At 51.0% G+C, this 16,130-nt stretch carries 16 protein-coding genes; 1 reads left to right on the top strand and 15 read right to left on the bottom strand.

Annotated elements, in window-relative coordinates; all coding sequences use genetic code 11:
* Positions 1-186 precede the first annotated feature (186 nt).
* The 13 genes from AB1757_07220 to AB1757_07160 form a co-directional block, all read right to left on the bottom strand.
* Positions 187-606 (bottom strand): rubrerythrin family protein, encoded by a 420-nt coding sequence (locus AB1757_07220; GenBank protein MEW6126813.1) that lies wholly within the window; start codon positions 604-606, stop codon positions 187-189.
* A 35-nt stretch (positions 607-641) separates the two neighbouring features.
* Positions 642-1,139 carry a Fur family transcriptional regulator gene (locus AB1757_07215; GenBank protein ID MEW6126812.1) on the bottom strand — a complete coding sequence of 166 codons (498 nt, stop codon included), beginning with the start codon at positions 1,137-1,139 and terminating at the stop codon, positions 642-644.
* Positions 1,140-1,404: 265 nt separating this feature from the next.
* Complete coding sequence (lipA, locus tag AB1757_07210; protein MEW6126811.1) at positions 1,405-2,400, bottom strand: lipoyl synthase; 996 nt, start codon at positions 2,398-2,400, stop codon at positions 1,405-1,407.
* 191 nt (positions 2,401-2,591) lie between these two features.
* Positions 2,592-3,545, bottom strand: a complete 954-nt coding sequence (locus AB1757_07205; protein MEW6126810.1) for an RluA family pseudouridine synthase — start codon at positions 3,543-3,545, stop codon at positions 2,592-2,594.
* Between the two features lie 6 nt (positions 3,546-3,551).
* Positions 3,552-3,794: a DUF6036 family nucleotidyltransferase gene (locus AB1757_07200; protein ID MEW6126809.1), complete on the bottom strand. Its 243-nt coding sequence runs from the start codon at positions 3,792-3,794 to the stop codon at positions 3,552-3,554.
* A 92-nt stretch (positions 3,795-3,886) separates the two neighbouring features.
* Entirely contained in the window at positions 3,887-4,141 is a 255-nt protein-coding gene (locus tag AB1757_07195) for a hypothetical protein (protein ID MEW6126808.1), read from the bottom strand.
* 11 nt (positions 4,142-4,152) lie between these two features.
* A complete protein-coding gene (gene lgt, locus AB1757_07190) occupies positions 4,153-4,974 on the bottom strand; it encodes a prolipoprotein diacylglyceryl transferase (GenBank protein ID MEW6126807.1) in 822 nt (273 codons plus the stop codon).
* A gap of 38 nt (positions 4,975-5,012) precedes the next feature.
* On the bottom strand, positions 5,013-5,579 hold the full coding sequence (gene lspA, locus AB1757_07185; GenBank protein ID MEW6126806.1) for a signal peptidase II: 567 nt from the start codon (positions 5,577-5,579) through the stop codon (positions 5,013-5,015).
* A 19-nt stretch (positions 5,580-5,598) separates the two neighbouring features.
* Positions 5,599-6,063, bottom strand: a complete 465-nt coding sequence (locus AB1757_07180) for a type II toxin-antitoxin system VapC family toxin (protein MEW6126805.1) — start codon at positions 6,061-6,063, stop codon at positions 5,599-5,601.
* Positions 6,064-6,354 (bottom strand): hypothetical protein, encoded by a 291-nt coding sequence (locus tag AB1757_07175; protein MEW6126804.1) that lies wholly within the window; start codon positions 6,352-6,354, stop codon positions 6,064-6,066.
* Positions 6,351-9,365: an isoleucine--tRNA ligase gene (gene ileS, locus AB1757_07170; GenBank protein MEW6126803.1), complete on the bottom strand. Its 3,015-nt coding sequence runs from the start codon at positions 9,363-9,365 to the stop codon at positions 6,351-6,353. Before ileS ends, AB1757_07175 begins: the two co-directional genes overlap by 4 nt.
* Before the next feature lie 190 nt (positions 9,366-9,555).
* Positions 9,556-10,149, bottom strand: coding sequence for a hypothetical protein (locus tag AB1757_07165; protein MEW6126802.1), 594 nt, complete (start codon positions 10,147-10,149; stop codon positions 9,556-9,558).
* A gap of 160 nt (positions 10,150-10,309) precedes the next feature.
* Positions 10,310-10,777, bottom strand: coding sequence for a YtxH domain-containing protein (locus AB1757_07160; protein ID MEW6126801.1), 468 nt, complete (start codon positions 10,775-10,777; stop codon positions 10,310-10,312).
* Positions 10,778-10,977: 200 nt separating this feature from the next.
* On the opposite strand from AB1757_07160, the gene AB1757_07155 reads away from it, so the two are divergent.
* Positions 10,978-14,634: a TonB-dependent receptor gene (locus tag AB1757_07155; GenBank protein MEW6126800.1), complete on the top strand. Its 3,657-nt coding sequence runs from the start codon at positions 10,978-10,980 to the stop codon at positions 14,632-14,634.
* A gap of 128 nt (positions 14,635-14,762) precedes the next feature.
* On the opposite strand, the gene AB1757_07150 is transcribed toward AB1757_07155, so the two are convergent.
* Together AB1757_07150 and AB1757_07145 are read right to left on the bottom strand one after the other, a co-directional pair.
* Positions 14,763-15,341 (bottom strand): hypothetical protein, encoded by a 579-nt coding sequence (locus tag AB1757_07150; GenBank protein MEW6126799.1) that lies wholly within the window; start codon positions 15,339-15,341, stop codon positions 14,763-14,765.
* Positions 15,310-16,122: a ParA family protein gene (locus AB1757_07145; GenBank protein MEW6126798.1), complete on the bottom strand. Its 813-nt coding sequence runs from the start codon at positions 16,120-16,122 to the stop codon at positions 15,310-15,312. The genes AB1757_07150 and AB1757_07145 overlap by 32 nt, the downstream gene beginning before the upstream one ends.
* Between the last annotated feature and the right edge of the window lie 8 nt (positions 16,123-16,130).

Raw genomic sequence — 16,130 nt, 5'->3', positions numbered from 1 at the left:
GTTATCTCAGCAATTTTTATATGCCGTTGTTAAGCAATCACAGACCGTCTCTCAACAACCGGTAGCACAATTTTGAGAATGATGATTTCAACCATTTGCCACAAAGGCGCGAAGGCGCAAAGAAACACAAAAAATCAGGGAATCTTCGCGCCTTTGCGTCTTTCCGGTAAAGCGGCTTTCGCTGAATTAGCTGATCGATTGCAGCAAATTGCTGAACCGACCGGCGTGCGATTTTTCGGCTTTGGCAAGCGTTTCAAACCAGTCGGCGATTTCCGCAAAACCTTCTTCGCGCGCGGTCTTCGCCATTCCCGGATACATATCCGTGTATTCGTGGGTTTCGCCGTGCACTGCCGATTGCAAATTGGCAACTGTATCGCCAAACGGCAAATCGGTCGCCGGGTCGCCTACGGATTTCAAATAATCCATATGACCATGAGCATGTCCGGTTTCACCTTCGGCGGTATCGCGGAAATTTCCGGCAACTTCCGGGTAGCCTTCGATGTCCGCAACTTTGGCGAAATACAGATAACGACGATTAGCCATTGATTCGCCGGCAAAGGCGGCTTTCAAATTATCATGAGTTTTCGATCCTTTTAAGTCAGCCATTTTTTTCTCCATTCCTTTTGTGAAATTTTTAAAGATTAATTGCGAAGCGATTTCAATCGCGCTTTGGGCTTTGCCTTCGCGCAATCCTTGCAAAGTCCGACGAGGCGAACATCTACCTCTTCGATGGTGAACCCCTGAACTTCCGGGAGTTTGCTTTTGGTAAGCGACGGCAAAGTGACATCCGCGAGACTGCCACAGACGCGACAGACCAGATGTTGATGATTTTCGATATTGGCGTCAAATCGCCCTTTGGCTTCCGGCGCGCTCACGCGGCGAATCAAGCCTTGTTTTTCGAGCGATTCCAGGGTGCGATAAACCGTCGCCTGTGACATCCCCGGAACCGTCTCCCTGAGCCGCGCAAACAACGTTTCGGCGGTCGGGTGGGTCAGGTCTTCTACGAGCGCGCGATAAACTGCAAGCCGCTGCGGCGTGAGCCGGATGCCGCGCTCGCGACAGCGCTCGACAAACGCCGAACTCCAATTCTCGACCTCTGATTGATGGCGATTGAAATTCTTGTTGCGAATAATTCTCACGTGAGAATAATTATCATTTAAGAAAGATTTGTCAACCTTGAACGTAAGATTTTTTTTATTTAGAACAAAGGAGAGTCCGGGGCAGGCAGTTTTTGCCATCAGGTTGGCGGGGCTGCAAACCCAGGCAGGTTATCCTCGGATTGAGCGGATAAAATTTGTTCTTGCAGGAAACCGCCGTTCTCTTGATGAATACTCAATGATCCTGGAGGAGAGTTGAAGGTTACCTTCACCCCTCCCTCATAAATATCAGGATAACTGGCTGAGATTAGCTGGCATCGCGTCCTTTGAGTTGCACGAGCGGTTGCGTCGGGTGTTGCGGAATATCAATCGGAGTTTGAAATATCGGGTCGTGGCTGTAGTCTGCCGAGTTAAAAATTTCTTCGCCATTTGCGCCACTGGTGTGGCGACCGGCGTGATAAGAACTTCTCACCAGCGGTCCCGACTCGACATAGCGAAAGCCCATCTTCAACGCCGCGTCGCGCAGAAAATCGAACTCTTCGGGGGCGTAGTATTTTTCAATGGGAATGTATTTCGGCGTCGGCGCGAGGTATTGCCCGACGGTTAAAATATCGCAACCCGTCTTGCTGATTTCTCTAAAAGTTTCAAGCAGTTCATCAACGCTTTCACCCAGCCCGACCATCAGTCCGGTTTTCGTGAGCAACGGAAACTGGCTTTTACGAAGGTGGGCGCGCGAAAGAACTTCCATTGATTGCGCGAAATTGGCATCGGGTCGCACCCGTTTATACAGACGCGGCACAGTCTCGGTGTTGTGATTTAACACTTCGGGTCGCGCTTCTAAAATCAAATTCAAAGCGTCTTCATTGCCGCAAAAATCCGGTATCAAAACTTCGATGCGCGTCCCAGGATTCAAGCGGCGAATCCAGCGAATGGTTTCGGCAAAATGCATTGCGCCGCCATCCGGCAATTCATCGCGGTTGACGCTGGTAACCACAGCATGACGCACGCGCATTCGTTGCACCGCTTCGCCGACGTGACGCGGTTCATTCGTATCGAGCGGTTGCGGTTTGCCTTTGGTGACCGCACAAAATCCGCAATGGCGGGTGCAGACATCGCCCATAATCATGAAGGTCGCTGTGCCTTCGCTCCAGCATTCAAAAATATTCGGACAATGAGCTTCCTGACAGACGGTGTGCAAACTGAGGTCGTTCATCATCTGTCCGATGATTTGAAAACTGTCGTTGGTGTTGATTTTTACTTTCAGCCATTCGGGTCTTGCGCCCGTGAGTTTCGGTTTAGCCATAATGTCTCTCGCAAACGATTAAACTCTATTGTTACGCATCAAAGGGCATCGCACAAGTTGGATTACTGAGAATGAACCGCGACCTAAGTGAACCGCCAGGACGCCAAGAACACCAGGATTTTATCAATATTGTTTGGCGTCCTGGCGGTTCATCTGTTTTTTATCGAGGGCGACAAGGCGCACAGACGCGCTCAAGAAAGCTGACTCAGCAGAGCGAGAAAGTTGGTGAGTTCCGCAGGCAAAGGCGATTCAAATTTCATCAACTCACCGGTCGATGGATGCAGGAATTCGAGTTGCGCGGCGTGCAGAAAATGGCGATTCAACAGGCGCATTTCGCGTTTAATCAGCGGGTCGCGTACGCTGTTTTCGCGCCCCATCGAATAGAGCGCATCGCCAACCACGGGATGTCCGATGTGTGAAAGATGAACGCGAATCTGATGCGTGCGCCCGGTTTTGATTTGCACTTTGAGCAAAGAGAAATCATTGAAGCGGTCAACCACTTGAAAGATGGTGTGGGCATAACGGCCTGCGCCGCCTCGCAGAACCGCCATTTTCAAACGATTATGCGGGCTGCGCCCGATGTTGGCTTCAATATCGCCAATGCTTTGCGACACGCGACCATAGACGAGCGCAATGTACATCTTGAAAACTTTGCGGTCTTGGAACTGTTCGGAGAGTTTGATATGCGCCGCGTCATTTTTGGCGACCACCAGAAGCCCGGATGTTTCCTTATCAATACGATGCACGATGCCTGGGCGAATGCGTCCCGCCGCGCCCGACAGTTCGTTGAAATGATAGGCAAGGGCATTGGCAAGGGTGCCGGATTCAATGCCTGCGCCGGGATGCACAACCATCCTCGCGGGTTTATCGACGACGATGAGGTCGGTGTCTTCGTAAATGATTTCGAGCGGAATCGGTTCGGCGCGCAGTTCAACCGGTGGCGGTTCCGGCAAATCAATTTCGATTTGATCGCCCGCGCGCAGCTTATAACTTGGCTTAACGGTTCGTTGATTGATTAAAACATCGCCGTCTTCAATGGCGCGTTGAATGCGCGTGCGACTGATGTTTTCCAGTTGCAAAGCGAGAAAGGCATCAAGGCGTTTGCCCGCTGCGTTATTCTCAATTGTGATACTTTGAGTTTCCAAGATAGCTCAATTTTCCCGAGAGTCGTCTTTTAGGGTCGTGGAAAGAAGTTGAGCCTCAATGAGGTCTTGCGGGCGACCGGTTGCAAGTTTGGTGATAATCAAATCTTTTTTTGAGATTAAATTGACGCTGACGCCGTCAAAATCTATTGCTATACGATTCGCCCAAGCCTCATCAAAATTTAATCCGCTTACAGACATCAGGATGTCAATGCGCACAGGCGGAATGCCAATTAAATATCGCTGAGGCATTTTGCTTGCTCGCCCGCACCCATATATCCAAATCTTTTGTGTATCGCGGTTCTGTATATTCAATAACGGCATATCCGTCGATAATTAAATACTCAACCTGATTGTCGTTGAAGACTTTCAATATGTCTTTGAAGTCTGGGTTCACCGACATCTTTGCTTTTTCTCCTTTGCGCATGAAGCACAAGTTCCCAAGCAGCAGAAAACCTTGCTGTCGAGTCTTGAGCTTGCCAAAACTCAAGGTCAAAGCTGCGGTCAAGATTTTCCAATTTGCCTTTACGCTCCATGACGAAATCGGTTTTGGAGGTTGATGAATTATTTTCAGTAACGTTATCCCGGTGGTTCATCATGAATCCTTTTGCTATGAAATCTGTGCCGCAACTTTTTTCGGGGTGGCGATTTTTTTATCATCGCCGCGTCGCCAGTGATAAATCATTAAAGCGATGCCCAGGATGAAAAAGACCAGAGAAATGATTTGCGAAGTTGAAAGTCCAAATAGTGAACCGCGCGGGTCGTCGCGCCAGAATTCAATGGTGAATCGCGCAATCGAATACAAAATGAAATAAGTGAAAATAATTTGTCCGTCGAATTTGCGCCGTTTCCAAAGCACTAACAACAAAACGAAAATGATCAAATTGGTTCCGGCTTCGATGAGTTGCGTCGGAATCAGCGCAACATCGGTTGGCACGCCCGTAACTTCGTTGGCTTTTTCGGGAAAGCGGACGCCAATCCAGGAAGTGGTCGCTTTGCCCCAGCAACAGCCTGCCGAAAAACAACCGAGCCTGCCAATCGCATGACCGATGGCAATGCCGGGCGCAAAGGCATCCGCGGTTCGTCGCCAGTTCATTTTCCAGCGCCGCATCAAAAACACACTGGTTAACACCGCCGCAATGAAGCCGCCGAAATAGACGCCGCCCGAACGCCAGAAATCAATTGAAAACAGTCGCGACAGATCGCCGTGATAATCGTGCCATTCGGTGACTGCCATCAACAGTTTCGAGCCGATCAATGCCGAAGCAACGATGTATAAACCGAGGTCATAAATTTTGGCTTTCTCTTCGCCGTTTTGCGCTGCGAGTTTGGCGGTGATCCATAAACCCAGGACGATGGCGATGGCATACAACAATCCGTAGGTTGAAATCGGGATGCTGGTGCCGGGGATTTTAAAAAGTTCTGGAAACATCTTTTATAGAATCTCAATTGCAGGCTAGGTATTTCAATCTAATTTTCGACTTCGGCTTCTGAGCGGGGTTCGAGTATCTCCTCCGGTGTGGCTTTGGGTTTTTCTGCTTGCGGCGTCGAAAACAACTCAATAGCCATTAACCCTGCGCCGATGGTAATCACCGTGTCGGCGATATTGAAGACCGGAAAATAATGGTCGCGATAATAGAATTCGAGAAAATCAATCACTTTGCCAAGCCTGATGCGGTCAACCAGATTTCCGGAAATCCCTGCGGCTAAGAGCGCCAGCGACCACATCAGCAGACGGCTGGAAGCCGGGGCGCGCATCAGGTAATAAACCACAATAAAAATCGCGGTCACGGAAATGGCGACCAACAGCCAGCGCACATCCGATTCGCCAAGCATCCCGAATGCAATGCCGCGATTTTCGGTATAGGTGAGGCTGAAAAAACCTTTGATGACGACGATTTCACCCTGCGGTCCAACGCCGAGCGTTTGCGCCACCCAATATTTCGTGAGTTGGTCAATCGCCAGCGCCACCGCGGTAATTAACAGATACCAACTCTTGTTGTTGGTTTTTTCCATTGTGATTGATTCTGAACTCATCAAACTTCCTGATTAAAAATTAAGGATGCAGATTCGGGTCATCGACATTTAAACCTTCGGCAACAGCAGCATTGTTCAATGCGACATCTGCGGAAACAAAAGTAATCGTAGGCAGACCTAAATTAGTAATCTGTTCATTAATCTGCAAGGCAGTAGCCAGTTGTATTGCATCATAAGCCCTGAGTGGATGAGATTGAACAAGACGTATGGCATATGTAATCTGTACATCATCAACATCGATGACATTGTATGTGTTGATAAAATCATCGTGCAATTTTGCAATACTCATCTTTAAGTCCGATTGGGTAATTACGGCATCGCGCTGTTTTCGACAAAGCGCTGTGCTTACTTCCACTTCAGTAATACTGGCAACGTAAATAAAATTTCCCGCGTTAGCATCAACGATATTACTTATCCAGCTTGAACCGGTTTCGTTCGCATAGTTTTTAACTAACGCGCTGCTGTCGAAAAAATAGTCCTGCACTTAACGGCGCTCCTCGATAATAATTTCAGATAATGGCTTGCCGGTAATATCAAGCCGTTTGAAATCCTTAAAACGAGGGTTCGGCTTTTTGGCTGGAATTTGCCTGATCAACCCTTTAGCCAGAAGAATTTTTTGAACTTCTTCTCGGGTTACAGGCGCGGTTTGTTGCTGATTATGCTCAGGAGTTTTCTCTGTATTTAAAGAATCCAGCAACGCCCGAACTTTCTGTTGCTCTTCGGGGGTCAACTCCTTCACCTTTTCCAAAACTAATTCAAGTGTCGATGAACTCATAAACTTCCCCAACCTTCTTCGACTTGGCGAACGCAACGCGCGTCAAGCATCGGGTATTTGCGGTTTTCGCCGACCGTCACAGACCAGTTCCAGCAACGTTCGCACTTCGCGCCGTCTGCATGTGCAACTTCGACCTCTACAGTATCGCCCGCTACGGCTTCCAAAACAACCTCCGAAACAATGAATATCGCCGCCAGTTCCTGTTCATAGCGTTTGAGCAACTCCAACGTTGCGCCCGCAGCTTTTACTTTTACTTTTGCCTCAAGCGAACTGCCGATAACCTTATCGTTGCGTTTTTCTTCCAGAGCTTTCTGCACCGAGGAGCGCACCTCGAATATCTTGTCCCAGGTTTCAAACAGCGCTTTTTCATCAGCGCGAGATTCAGCCTTTGGAAACTCTGCGATATGCACAGAGGCTTCGCGCGCGCCGGGAATATTTTCCCAGATTTCATCGGCAGTGAAGACCAGTACCGGCGCTAAGAGTTTGGCATACGCCTCGATGATTTTATAGAGCGCCGTCTGTGCGCTTCGTCTGCCTGGAGATTTCGGCGCGTAGGTGTACAGGCGGTCTTTCAAAATATCGAAATAAACCGCCGACAGCGTCACCGTCGTGTAGTTATAAATTGCATGATAGACCGCCGTGTAATCGAATCGTTTATAGGCGTCAACCACTTTACGCGCGACTTCGTTGGTTGCGGCAAGCGCCCAGCGATCAATCTCAAACAACTCTTCATAACCGACAAGGTCAGTTTCGGGATTGAAATCATAGATATTGCCGAGCGCATAGCGCGCCGTGTTGCGAATCTTGCGATAGGTTTCAACCAGGCGCGTCAAAATCTCTTTCGAGAGTCGCACGTCTTCTGTGAAATCCGCTGATGCCACCCACAAACGCAGAATCTCCGCGCCCTGTGAATCAGCGACTTCGTTTGGCGAAATCGCATTGCCAGCGGATTTGTGCATGGCTTTGCCTTGCCCATCAACCGTCCAACCGTGGGTGATGACGGTTTTATACGGCGCTTGTCCGTGCGCCGCGAGCGCCACCATCAAAGACGAATTGAACCAGCCGCGATACTGGTCAGGCCCTTCCATATAGACATCGGCAGGCCACGGCAGATGGCGTTCGCGCTCCAACACCGCAAGCGAAGACGAACCCGAATCGAACCAGACATCCAGAATATCCATGTCTTTTTTAAAGCGGGTGCTTGCGCATTTCGGACATTTGAAGCCATCGGGCAACAAGTATTCGGCTTCGCGCGCATACCACGCATCAGCGGTCTCTTGCTCGAATATCGCCGACACATGGTCAATCACCTCTGCATCGAGCACTGCTTCATTGCAGCCTTCACAATAAAACGCCGGAATCGGCACGCCCCACAAGCGTTGCCGCGACACACACCAGTCGGGGCGATTGGTAAACATATTGTGCATACGTCCGCGCCCCCAGGCGGGAATCCAGTTGACCTTTTCGATTTCTCTCAAGGCGCTTTCTCGCAAAGAAACATCGCCGGCTTTGGCTTTATCCATCGAGATGAACCATTGCGGCGTGGCGCGGAAAATCAGCGGTCTTTTGCAACGCCAGCAATGCGCATAGCGATGGTTGTAATCTTCCGCGTAAAGCAATGCGCCTTGATTGCGCATAAACTCGACAATCTCTTTATTGGCGGCGAAAACTTTTTGTCCGGCGAAATGTTCGACCTCTTTGGTAAAACGCCCGGCGAAATCTACAGGACAGTAAACCTCTTTGCCTGCGGGTTGACCTTCGAGCGCCCCGAGTTTGCTGAGTCCCGCGTAAATCGGTTCGAGTTGTTCGCGATATTCCTGACCAATCAAATAGTCTTCCATACCGTGACCGGGCGCTGTGTGAACGCAACCGGTTCCGGCTTTGCCGCCGCTTTTTTGCACCTCGGCTTCATCTTCGCCAAATTCATTGCCGCCGAGCGTGACGTGTTCGCCAAGCATCAAAAGCGACGGGCGATCAATCCAGGCGTGCCGCGCGTAGAGTCCGTCAATCACTTCACCGGGAAATTTCGCGACAATCGAATAATCGCCAAGCCCGCATTTCTCTTTCACCGATTCCACAAGGTCGCTTGCGAGAATATAGATTTCTTCGCCGACATCGATTGCCGAATACTCGAAACGCGGATGAAAACAGATGCCGAGGTTCGCAGGCAATGTCCACGGCGTCGTTGTCCAGATGAGAACAAACACCGGCTTAGCAAATGCGGATTGCGGGAGAGGCTCAAGCCTGCTGCGGATTGCGGATTCGCCTTCTTCACTGCCGGCTGTCGGCTGTCGGCTGTCTGCTATTCGTCTCTCAAGTATCGCCACCTGGTCAGCGGGCAACGGGAATTTTACATAGATTGACGGACTCGTATGTTCCTTGTATTCGACTTCGGCTTCGGCAAGCGCCGTCTGGTCAGTGATGCACCACTGCACGGGACGAAAGGCATTATAGACATAGCCGTGACGCACGAAATCGCCAAACAGTCGCGCGGTCTCCGCTTCATAAGCGTTCGACATGGTCATATAGGGATTGTCCCATTCGCCGAGAATCCCTAAGCGTTTAAAATCGCGGGTCTGGCGTTTCAGGGCTTCGGCGGCGTGTTCGCGACAGATTTTGCGAAACTCCAGCGGCGACAGTTCATGCTTTTTAATCTTCTTTTCATCAAGCGCTTTTTCGACGTGCTTTTCAATCGGCAATCCGTGACAATCGTACCCCGGCACATAGGGCGCATCGAAGCCGAGCATGGCGTGCGATTTGACGATGAGGTCTTTAATGATTTTGTTCATCGCGGTGCCCAGATGGATGTCTGAGTTAGCATACGGCGGCCCGTCGTGGAGGATGAACATCTGGCGACCGGCGCGGGCGCGGCAAATCTCTTCATAAAGATTCATGGCTTGCCATTTTTCCAGGCGCGCAGGTTCACGCTCGGTGAGGTTGGCTTTTTGCGCGAAATTGGTTTTCGGTAAATTGATGGTCGCTTTTAAATCAAAAGTGTTTTCCGTTGACATTCTTTTTTTCCTATCGTGAGTCTCAAATTTTCAATTTTAAGTTGTTATTCTTAATTGCAAAAAGCACCTGGCTCTTTTGAAAAAAGCCAAGTGCTTTTGAAAGGCTGATGCCGACTGTGCCCGGTCATCATTCTTAAAAATGGCTGTGGGAGCCGGTTTCAAGAATGCTGACCGGGCGTTCGGCTATGCTTCAAATAAACATCTCGTCATCCTGATAGACCTGGTCGATGGGTTTATGGCGACGACCGAAGAGCGTTTCAATCGAGCGTTTGAGTCCCGCAAGCAAAGCCGCCAGTTCACGCACCGGCTCAATCACCGACGTTTGCACCTGAATGCTGGTGTTATCGACGCGCTCCTGGGTGCGGGTGAGCAGTCCGTCGAGTTCGGTCACTTGTTTTTGCAACGTCGAGGTGGTCAAATCGAGCGTCGAAGAAATCTGCTCGGCTTGCCGCCGCGCCAGGTTGGAAATCTCCTGTGACGAAGTCGAAACCGCTGCGGCAATGGCGCGGGTTTCGACGGCGACTTTATCAAAGGTTTCTTTGGCTTGAAGGTTGATTTTATCAATCGTCGTTTTTACGCCCGCGACCGTCGCTTGCACCTGTTCAACCACAGGCGTCACTTTGCTGATGACCGGTTCGACCTTCTTTTGCAAGGTTTCGCTCATCTCGCGAATTTTTTTGGCAACGCCATAGAGTTTGATGAAGACAAACGTTTGCACGATGAAACTGAGGGTGATGATCACCGCGGCGCTTGCAACAAAGATGTTTAAGGTCTGCTGTTCCACAATCTCTCCCTGTTAAATGACAAGGGCAATGCTGAAAAAAATCATCGGGGGAAATGAAAGGCGCGGCTTTTGAAGACGACCGCGCCGGTTTCGTTAGTTGCGACAGTTAGTGATGGTCAATTTGCCGGATTTCTGATTGGAAAAACCGGCAAATGCAAAACTAGGCTTCGTCGCTTTCCACAGCGGCGCGGGCTGACTCGCCGAATTTGCGCTTCTCTTCGTTATAAGCCTGCTTGCCGGCTTCGATAGCTGCGGCAAGCTGATCCTTTTGGCGCGTGGCAACTTCGGATACGGCTTCTGTACCGTGAGCGATTTTTTCGCGGGCGCTGCCCACCACTTCGCCGACTTTACCGCGGGTCGTTTCATAAGCTTCCTCGACTTTTTCGCGGGCGGTGCCATACGCTTCAACCGCGCGGGAGCGACCGGTTTCATAATACTCACCGGCGCGTTCACCAATTTTACGCGCGCCTTCGCCGGCGGCATCAATACCTTTTTTCGTGTAATCGGCAATATCGCTTCGCAGTTCGCTGCCTTTTTTCGGAGCAAATAATAAGGCCAATGTCGCGCCAATTCCTGCACCAATTAATAAGAAAGTTAATTTATCGGTTGCTGATTCTTCTCTGGACATCCTTTTATTATCTCCTTGTTAAAAATTGTCTGTTACCAAAGACAAATCACTATAGCATTAGCTCTTCAATCGGTTCAATAAAAGATTCATCCTTTCAATTGACCGGCTCTTTAACTACTCGTTATGATTCATCACCTCACAACTCGTACCGGCATTTTTAAAATTTAAACTGATTAAAATGGAAAAAAGGATCAAAACTTATGAAGAGAATTTTACATTCCGTGCTGCTGATCGTTCTCTTGTTGAACCCTTTCGTTAGCGCCTTTGCGCAAGGCACCACATCCCGCGTTACCGGTATCGTTACCGACCAGAACAACGCGGCGATTGCCGGCGCTAAAGTCACCTTGACGAACGAAGGGACGCAACTTTCATTCACCACCGAAAGTTCTTCAACCGGCACCTACCTGTTCGATTCCGTGCAAATCGGCAACTATACGCTGACGGTTGAAAAAGATGGCTTCAAGAAATTCGTCGCGGTTGGCAATACCGTCAACATCGGACAACCGACGACCATCAATGTCGCTTTGGAAATCGGACAAGTCGCCGAAACCGTTGAAGTGCGCGGCGGACAAGACATCGTGCAGACCAGTTCATCCGGTAACTTCGGCACCGTGGTCGAACAGCGATTGGTTGACAGTTTGCCGATTATCGGAGTTCGCGGGCGCAATCCGCTTGACCTCGTCGTCCTGCAACCGGGGGTGGTGAGCGGCGCCAACACCGGCGGCGGAGTTCACGTTCATGGGGCGCGCGACCGCGCCTGGAACTTCACCCTCGACGGCATCGACACCAACGAAACCAGCGCCGGTGGCTCAAATTTTTCACCGCTCAGAACCAATCCCGATTCAATCACCGAATTCAAAGTCATCACCAGCAATCCGACCGCCGAATATGGACGCAACAGCGGCGCACAGGTGGCGATGGTTACGAAATCGGGCACCAATGAATTTCACGGCAACGCTTTTGACTACTATCAAACCCCGCGTTTTCGCGCCAACGAATATGAAAACAATCTCGACAAAGTCGTGAAGCCGCAATTCGTGCAACACATTCCAGGGTTCAGTTTTGGCGGACCCGTGTGGATTCCGGGAGTTTATGACGGGCATAACCGGACATTCTTCTTTACCAACATGCAATGGGTGCGAACCCGCGAAACCCGCAATGTCACGAGCACCGTTTATACCCAGGCGGCGCGCAACGGCATCTTTCGTTATGTCGCGGGTGGCGTCAACAATCCTGCGGGGGTTGCCGGCGCTTCGGTTGATGCCAACGGCAATGTCTTACCCGGTATCAATGTGAAGAGTTACAACATCGTCGCCAATGACCCTGCGGGACGCGGGCTTGACCCAAGCGTTCAGAAAGTCATCGCGCTCACGCCTTTGCCAAATAACTTCACGGTTGGCGACGGCTTGAATACCGCAGGTTATACCTTTACCCCGATTCAACGCGAAAAACAGCAGGATTTCGTGATTAAAGTCGACCATATCATTAACCAGAACAACACTGTTTTTGGACGTTGGGCGCGCGGCAGCCAGGACACCATCGGCGATTTCGTCAATGATGGCTGGGCGCGCTTCCCTGATACGCCGCGCATTGTTGATACGGTTCGCCGTCCGCGAAACCTGGCGCTCAACTGGCGCTGGACGCCGACCGACCGCATCACCAATGAAGCGGTTTTCGGCATCAATAATTTCACTTTCGATTTTGCCAATCCCGACCCGAACTCCGAACAGAATCCCATATTCGTACTCGGACTCGTAACCCATCCGTTGGATCGCACCCTCGGCAATCTGCGCGAACTCACCACCTATCAAATCGTTGACAATCTTTCGTGGGTGCGCGGTTCGCATACCTACAAAGCGGGAACCAATCTGCGGTTTCAAAAACACGAAGACCGGCGCGGGTCGGTTGCCGGAAGCAACATTCGCGCGACCGCCAATTTCAGTCGCACGATTAACATCGTTGACCCGACCACCTTCCACCTGCCGACAGACATCAACACCGCTAATGACCGCCCGCGATTGCAATCGGCAATCAACGAATTGCTCGGTCGCGTCGGCAGCATCTCGCAAGCCTTCGTCGCCGAAAGCGATAATGCATACGGGGCACCCGATACGCCGTTCATTTTTGCTTCGCGTTACAATGAGTGGGATTTTTACGGGCAGGATTCGTGGAAATTGCGCCCGAATCTGACGCTTGATTTGGGTTTGCGTTGGGAAATTAAACGCTCGCCGCGTTCGGTGAACGGCAGCATTATTTTGCGCCCCGACCCTGGCGTTTTCGTCGGCGCGCAACCGAGTACCACGGTCAAGTGGGTCGAAGGCAACTTATTCGATGACGACAACAACAATTTTGGACCTTCGATTGGCATTGCCTGGGACCCCTTCAGCGATGGCAAAACCTCCATCCGCGCCAACTATCGCATTGCCTATGACCGCATGAATACCCAGGTCGTATCAGCGACGATTTTTCAGAGTGAACCGGGACTGACGCTTGGCATTACCAACACCACGTTCGGTCAAGCGGGCGGGCGACTGGCTGATGGCATCCCAACGCTTGCGCCGCCTGCGGGCATAACCCCTGTGCAACTGCGTCAACCGTCGTCGTTTTCTTCTGCCAGCATTCACGTCATTGACCCGAACTGGCAAGCTCCGAAAACTCAGCAATGGGGACTCAGCATTCAACGCGACATCGGTTGGAAAACCGTTCTGGAATTAAATTATCTTGGACGCAAAGGCGACAATCTGTTCGGCGGATACAATATCAATCAGGCGGAGATATTCAGCAACGGTTTTGTCGAGGCGTTCAAAATTGTCAAAGCCGGAGGGCAAAGCAGTTTGATGAATCAACTGTTGCAACCCGACCCCAGCCGTCGCGCCAATGAAACCGGTTCGGATTTTGTGCGCCGCCTGTTTCCGACCGAACTCAGTTTGAATTCGGTTGCGGCGCTTGCGGCAACCCTTGCAAGAAGAACGGCGAGCGGCGTGCCGCTGCCGGTGGCAAGCGGGCTTGGCGCAAACTTCTTCTTCCCCTTTCCGCAATTTGCCGGTGCCTTGAATGTACTCGATAGCGGCGACCGTTCGACCTATCACGCATTCGAGGTTATCACGCAGCGCCGATTCTCAAATGGCTTCAGTTTCCAGTTCAGTTACACCTGGGCAAAATCGCTCGACACGCGCTCATTCGACCCGGCGTTCACACGGGTCGCAACCGGCAGTGCGCAATCGGCTTCGAGTACGCCGTTTGACATTCGCAATCGCGAGTTGAATTATGCGCGTTCGGATTTTGACCGCAAACACGCCTTTCAAGGCAGCGCCGTGTATGATTTGCCGTTTGGCAAAGGCAGACGTTTTGCAAGCGACAGCTATCCGGTGGTTGACCAGATTATCGGTGGCTGGTCGATGACCGGTTCTGTGGTGTTGACATCCGGCAGACCGTTTACGGTTTATTCGGGTTCAAATACTTTCAGCAGTGTGGTGCAGACGCCTGCCAACTGCAACGGTTGTTCGCCGGATATGGCGAAGCGGTTATTTGATTCGACAGTCGGAACCGAATTCTATTTCACCGCCGCGCAACGGGCGCAGTTTTCGATACCGGCAGCGGGCGAATTCGGCAATACCGGGAGAAATTATTTCACCACGCCGGGCTTCTTTAATTTGAATCTGGCGCTGGGCAAAAAATTCCGCATTACCGAAAATCACAAGCTGGAATACCGGCTGGAAATGCAGAATGCGACCAATACCCCGTCATTCGGTTTACCGAACAGCGCGGTCATCACCAGCAGTGTGTTCGGTCGCGCCAGAGGCAATACCGTCAGCACAGCGCGTCGGATGCAGATGGCGCTCAAATACTCTTTCTGAAATTTGAGTCGGTCGTAAAATCCCTGGGGTTGTTGAACCATCGGCGCGTCTGATACAGGATGCGCCGATGGTTTATTGCGAAGGTTGGATGGCGAGTTGCAATGACGAATTTTTTCGTGTGCTATCAGTTATTCTTGAACCAGTGCTGACTGAATGGCGCGACAGATTTCTGTCGGGATAACCGCCGGGCTAATCATTGCAAGTTCCAGAGCGAGTTGCTCATTAATATTCAATTGCAAATTGGTCAACCAGCGGTTGTCGTATTCAAAACAAAGCGCTGCTGCTTGATTCGGAGTTTGGTTGATTTCCTGAATGTAGGTTGCGGCAATCGGCAACCACGCAGCGATTCGGGTCAATTCTTCATCGCTTAACTCTCCCTCGTTTGCCACGATGAACCCCTGTTCATCAACAATAAAAGCGGCATCGGCACTGGTGATTTCCATGCACCAGGACAAAAAGGTTTCCCAGCGGCTTGCGCCAAAATCATCCGGCGGCAGGCGCAAGGGTAACTGCTCTTTCGGTTGAACGGTTGAACTGACCGCATTCTGATGGTCTTTGACATCACTTGCGCGAAAGCGAATATATTGCGCGGATTTTATCGACCCCGCGGTTGTTGATTTCGTAGACTCCGAGTCGGGCAGCAGTTTTTGACTTAACTTGCCTGCCAGTTCAATATCAGAGTAAGGCGCGTTCCGGTTGTTCATCATACACTCCTTCGGGAACCAGTCGTCGTATCATCTGTTCCACTTCATCTGCGAACATCTCGAAGCGATGCTTTTCGCTTTGCACATTGCCGCCCAGGAAACTGACCGGCAGTCCTTTACGACTGGCAACGGCAAAGCTGTCAAGCCTCGGCACAATGGTATCGAAAACGCCGTTAAATTCGCGCCAGACTTCGCTGAGAATATCGAGTGAATTCTCTTTGGTCTTTTCCACCATCGACAGCACGATGCCTAAAAACTGTAATTTGTTATTTTCATTTTCGCGAACATAATCAATGACCCGCAAAGCCTGAGCAATCGCTCTCAGGGCAAGCATTTCGGTTTGAAAAGGAATCAATACAAAATCCGAAACCGTGAGCGCGGCGCGCGTCACCAATCCAAGCCCCGAAGGCGTATCAAGCAAAACCAGGTCGGCGTTCTGCTCAACTTTTTGCAGAGCACCTTCGAGCACGCCTGAGCGGAAGATTGCCATTTCAAATTCACAGGCATCAACCGGGTTCAAGCGCCCGCGGGTGAGCAGTTCAAGGGTGGGAAGTTGGGTTTTGATAATGGCGTCAGCGGGCGCAATCTGCCCAACCATCAAATCCGCCAGCCCTGCCATCGCATCATCCTGACGCGCTAACGAAAGTCCGATGCCGCCCTGCGGGTCTAAATCGACGAGCAGCACGCGGCGTCCGCGGTCGGCTAAAGCGACCGCCAGGTTTAGCGCAATGGTGGTTTTGCCAACCCCGCCTTTAGGGCTGGCGATACAAATCCGTTTTGCCATATTCGACC

The sequence above is a fragment of the Acidobacteriota bacterium genome, assembly GCA_040754075.1.
Taxonomy (GTDB): domain Bacteria; phylum Acidobacteriota; class Blastocatellia; order UBA7656; family UBA7656; genus JBFMDH01.
The sequence above is the reverse complement of the archived record's forward strand: the minus strand, read 5'-3'. Positions and strand labels throughout refer to the sequence as shown.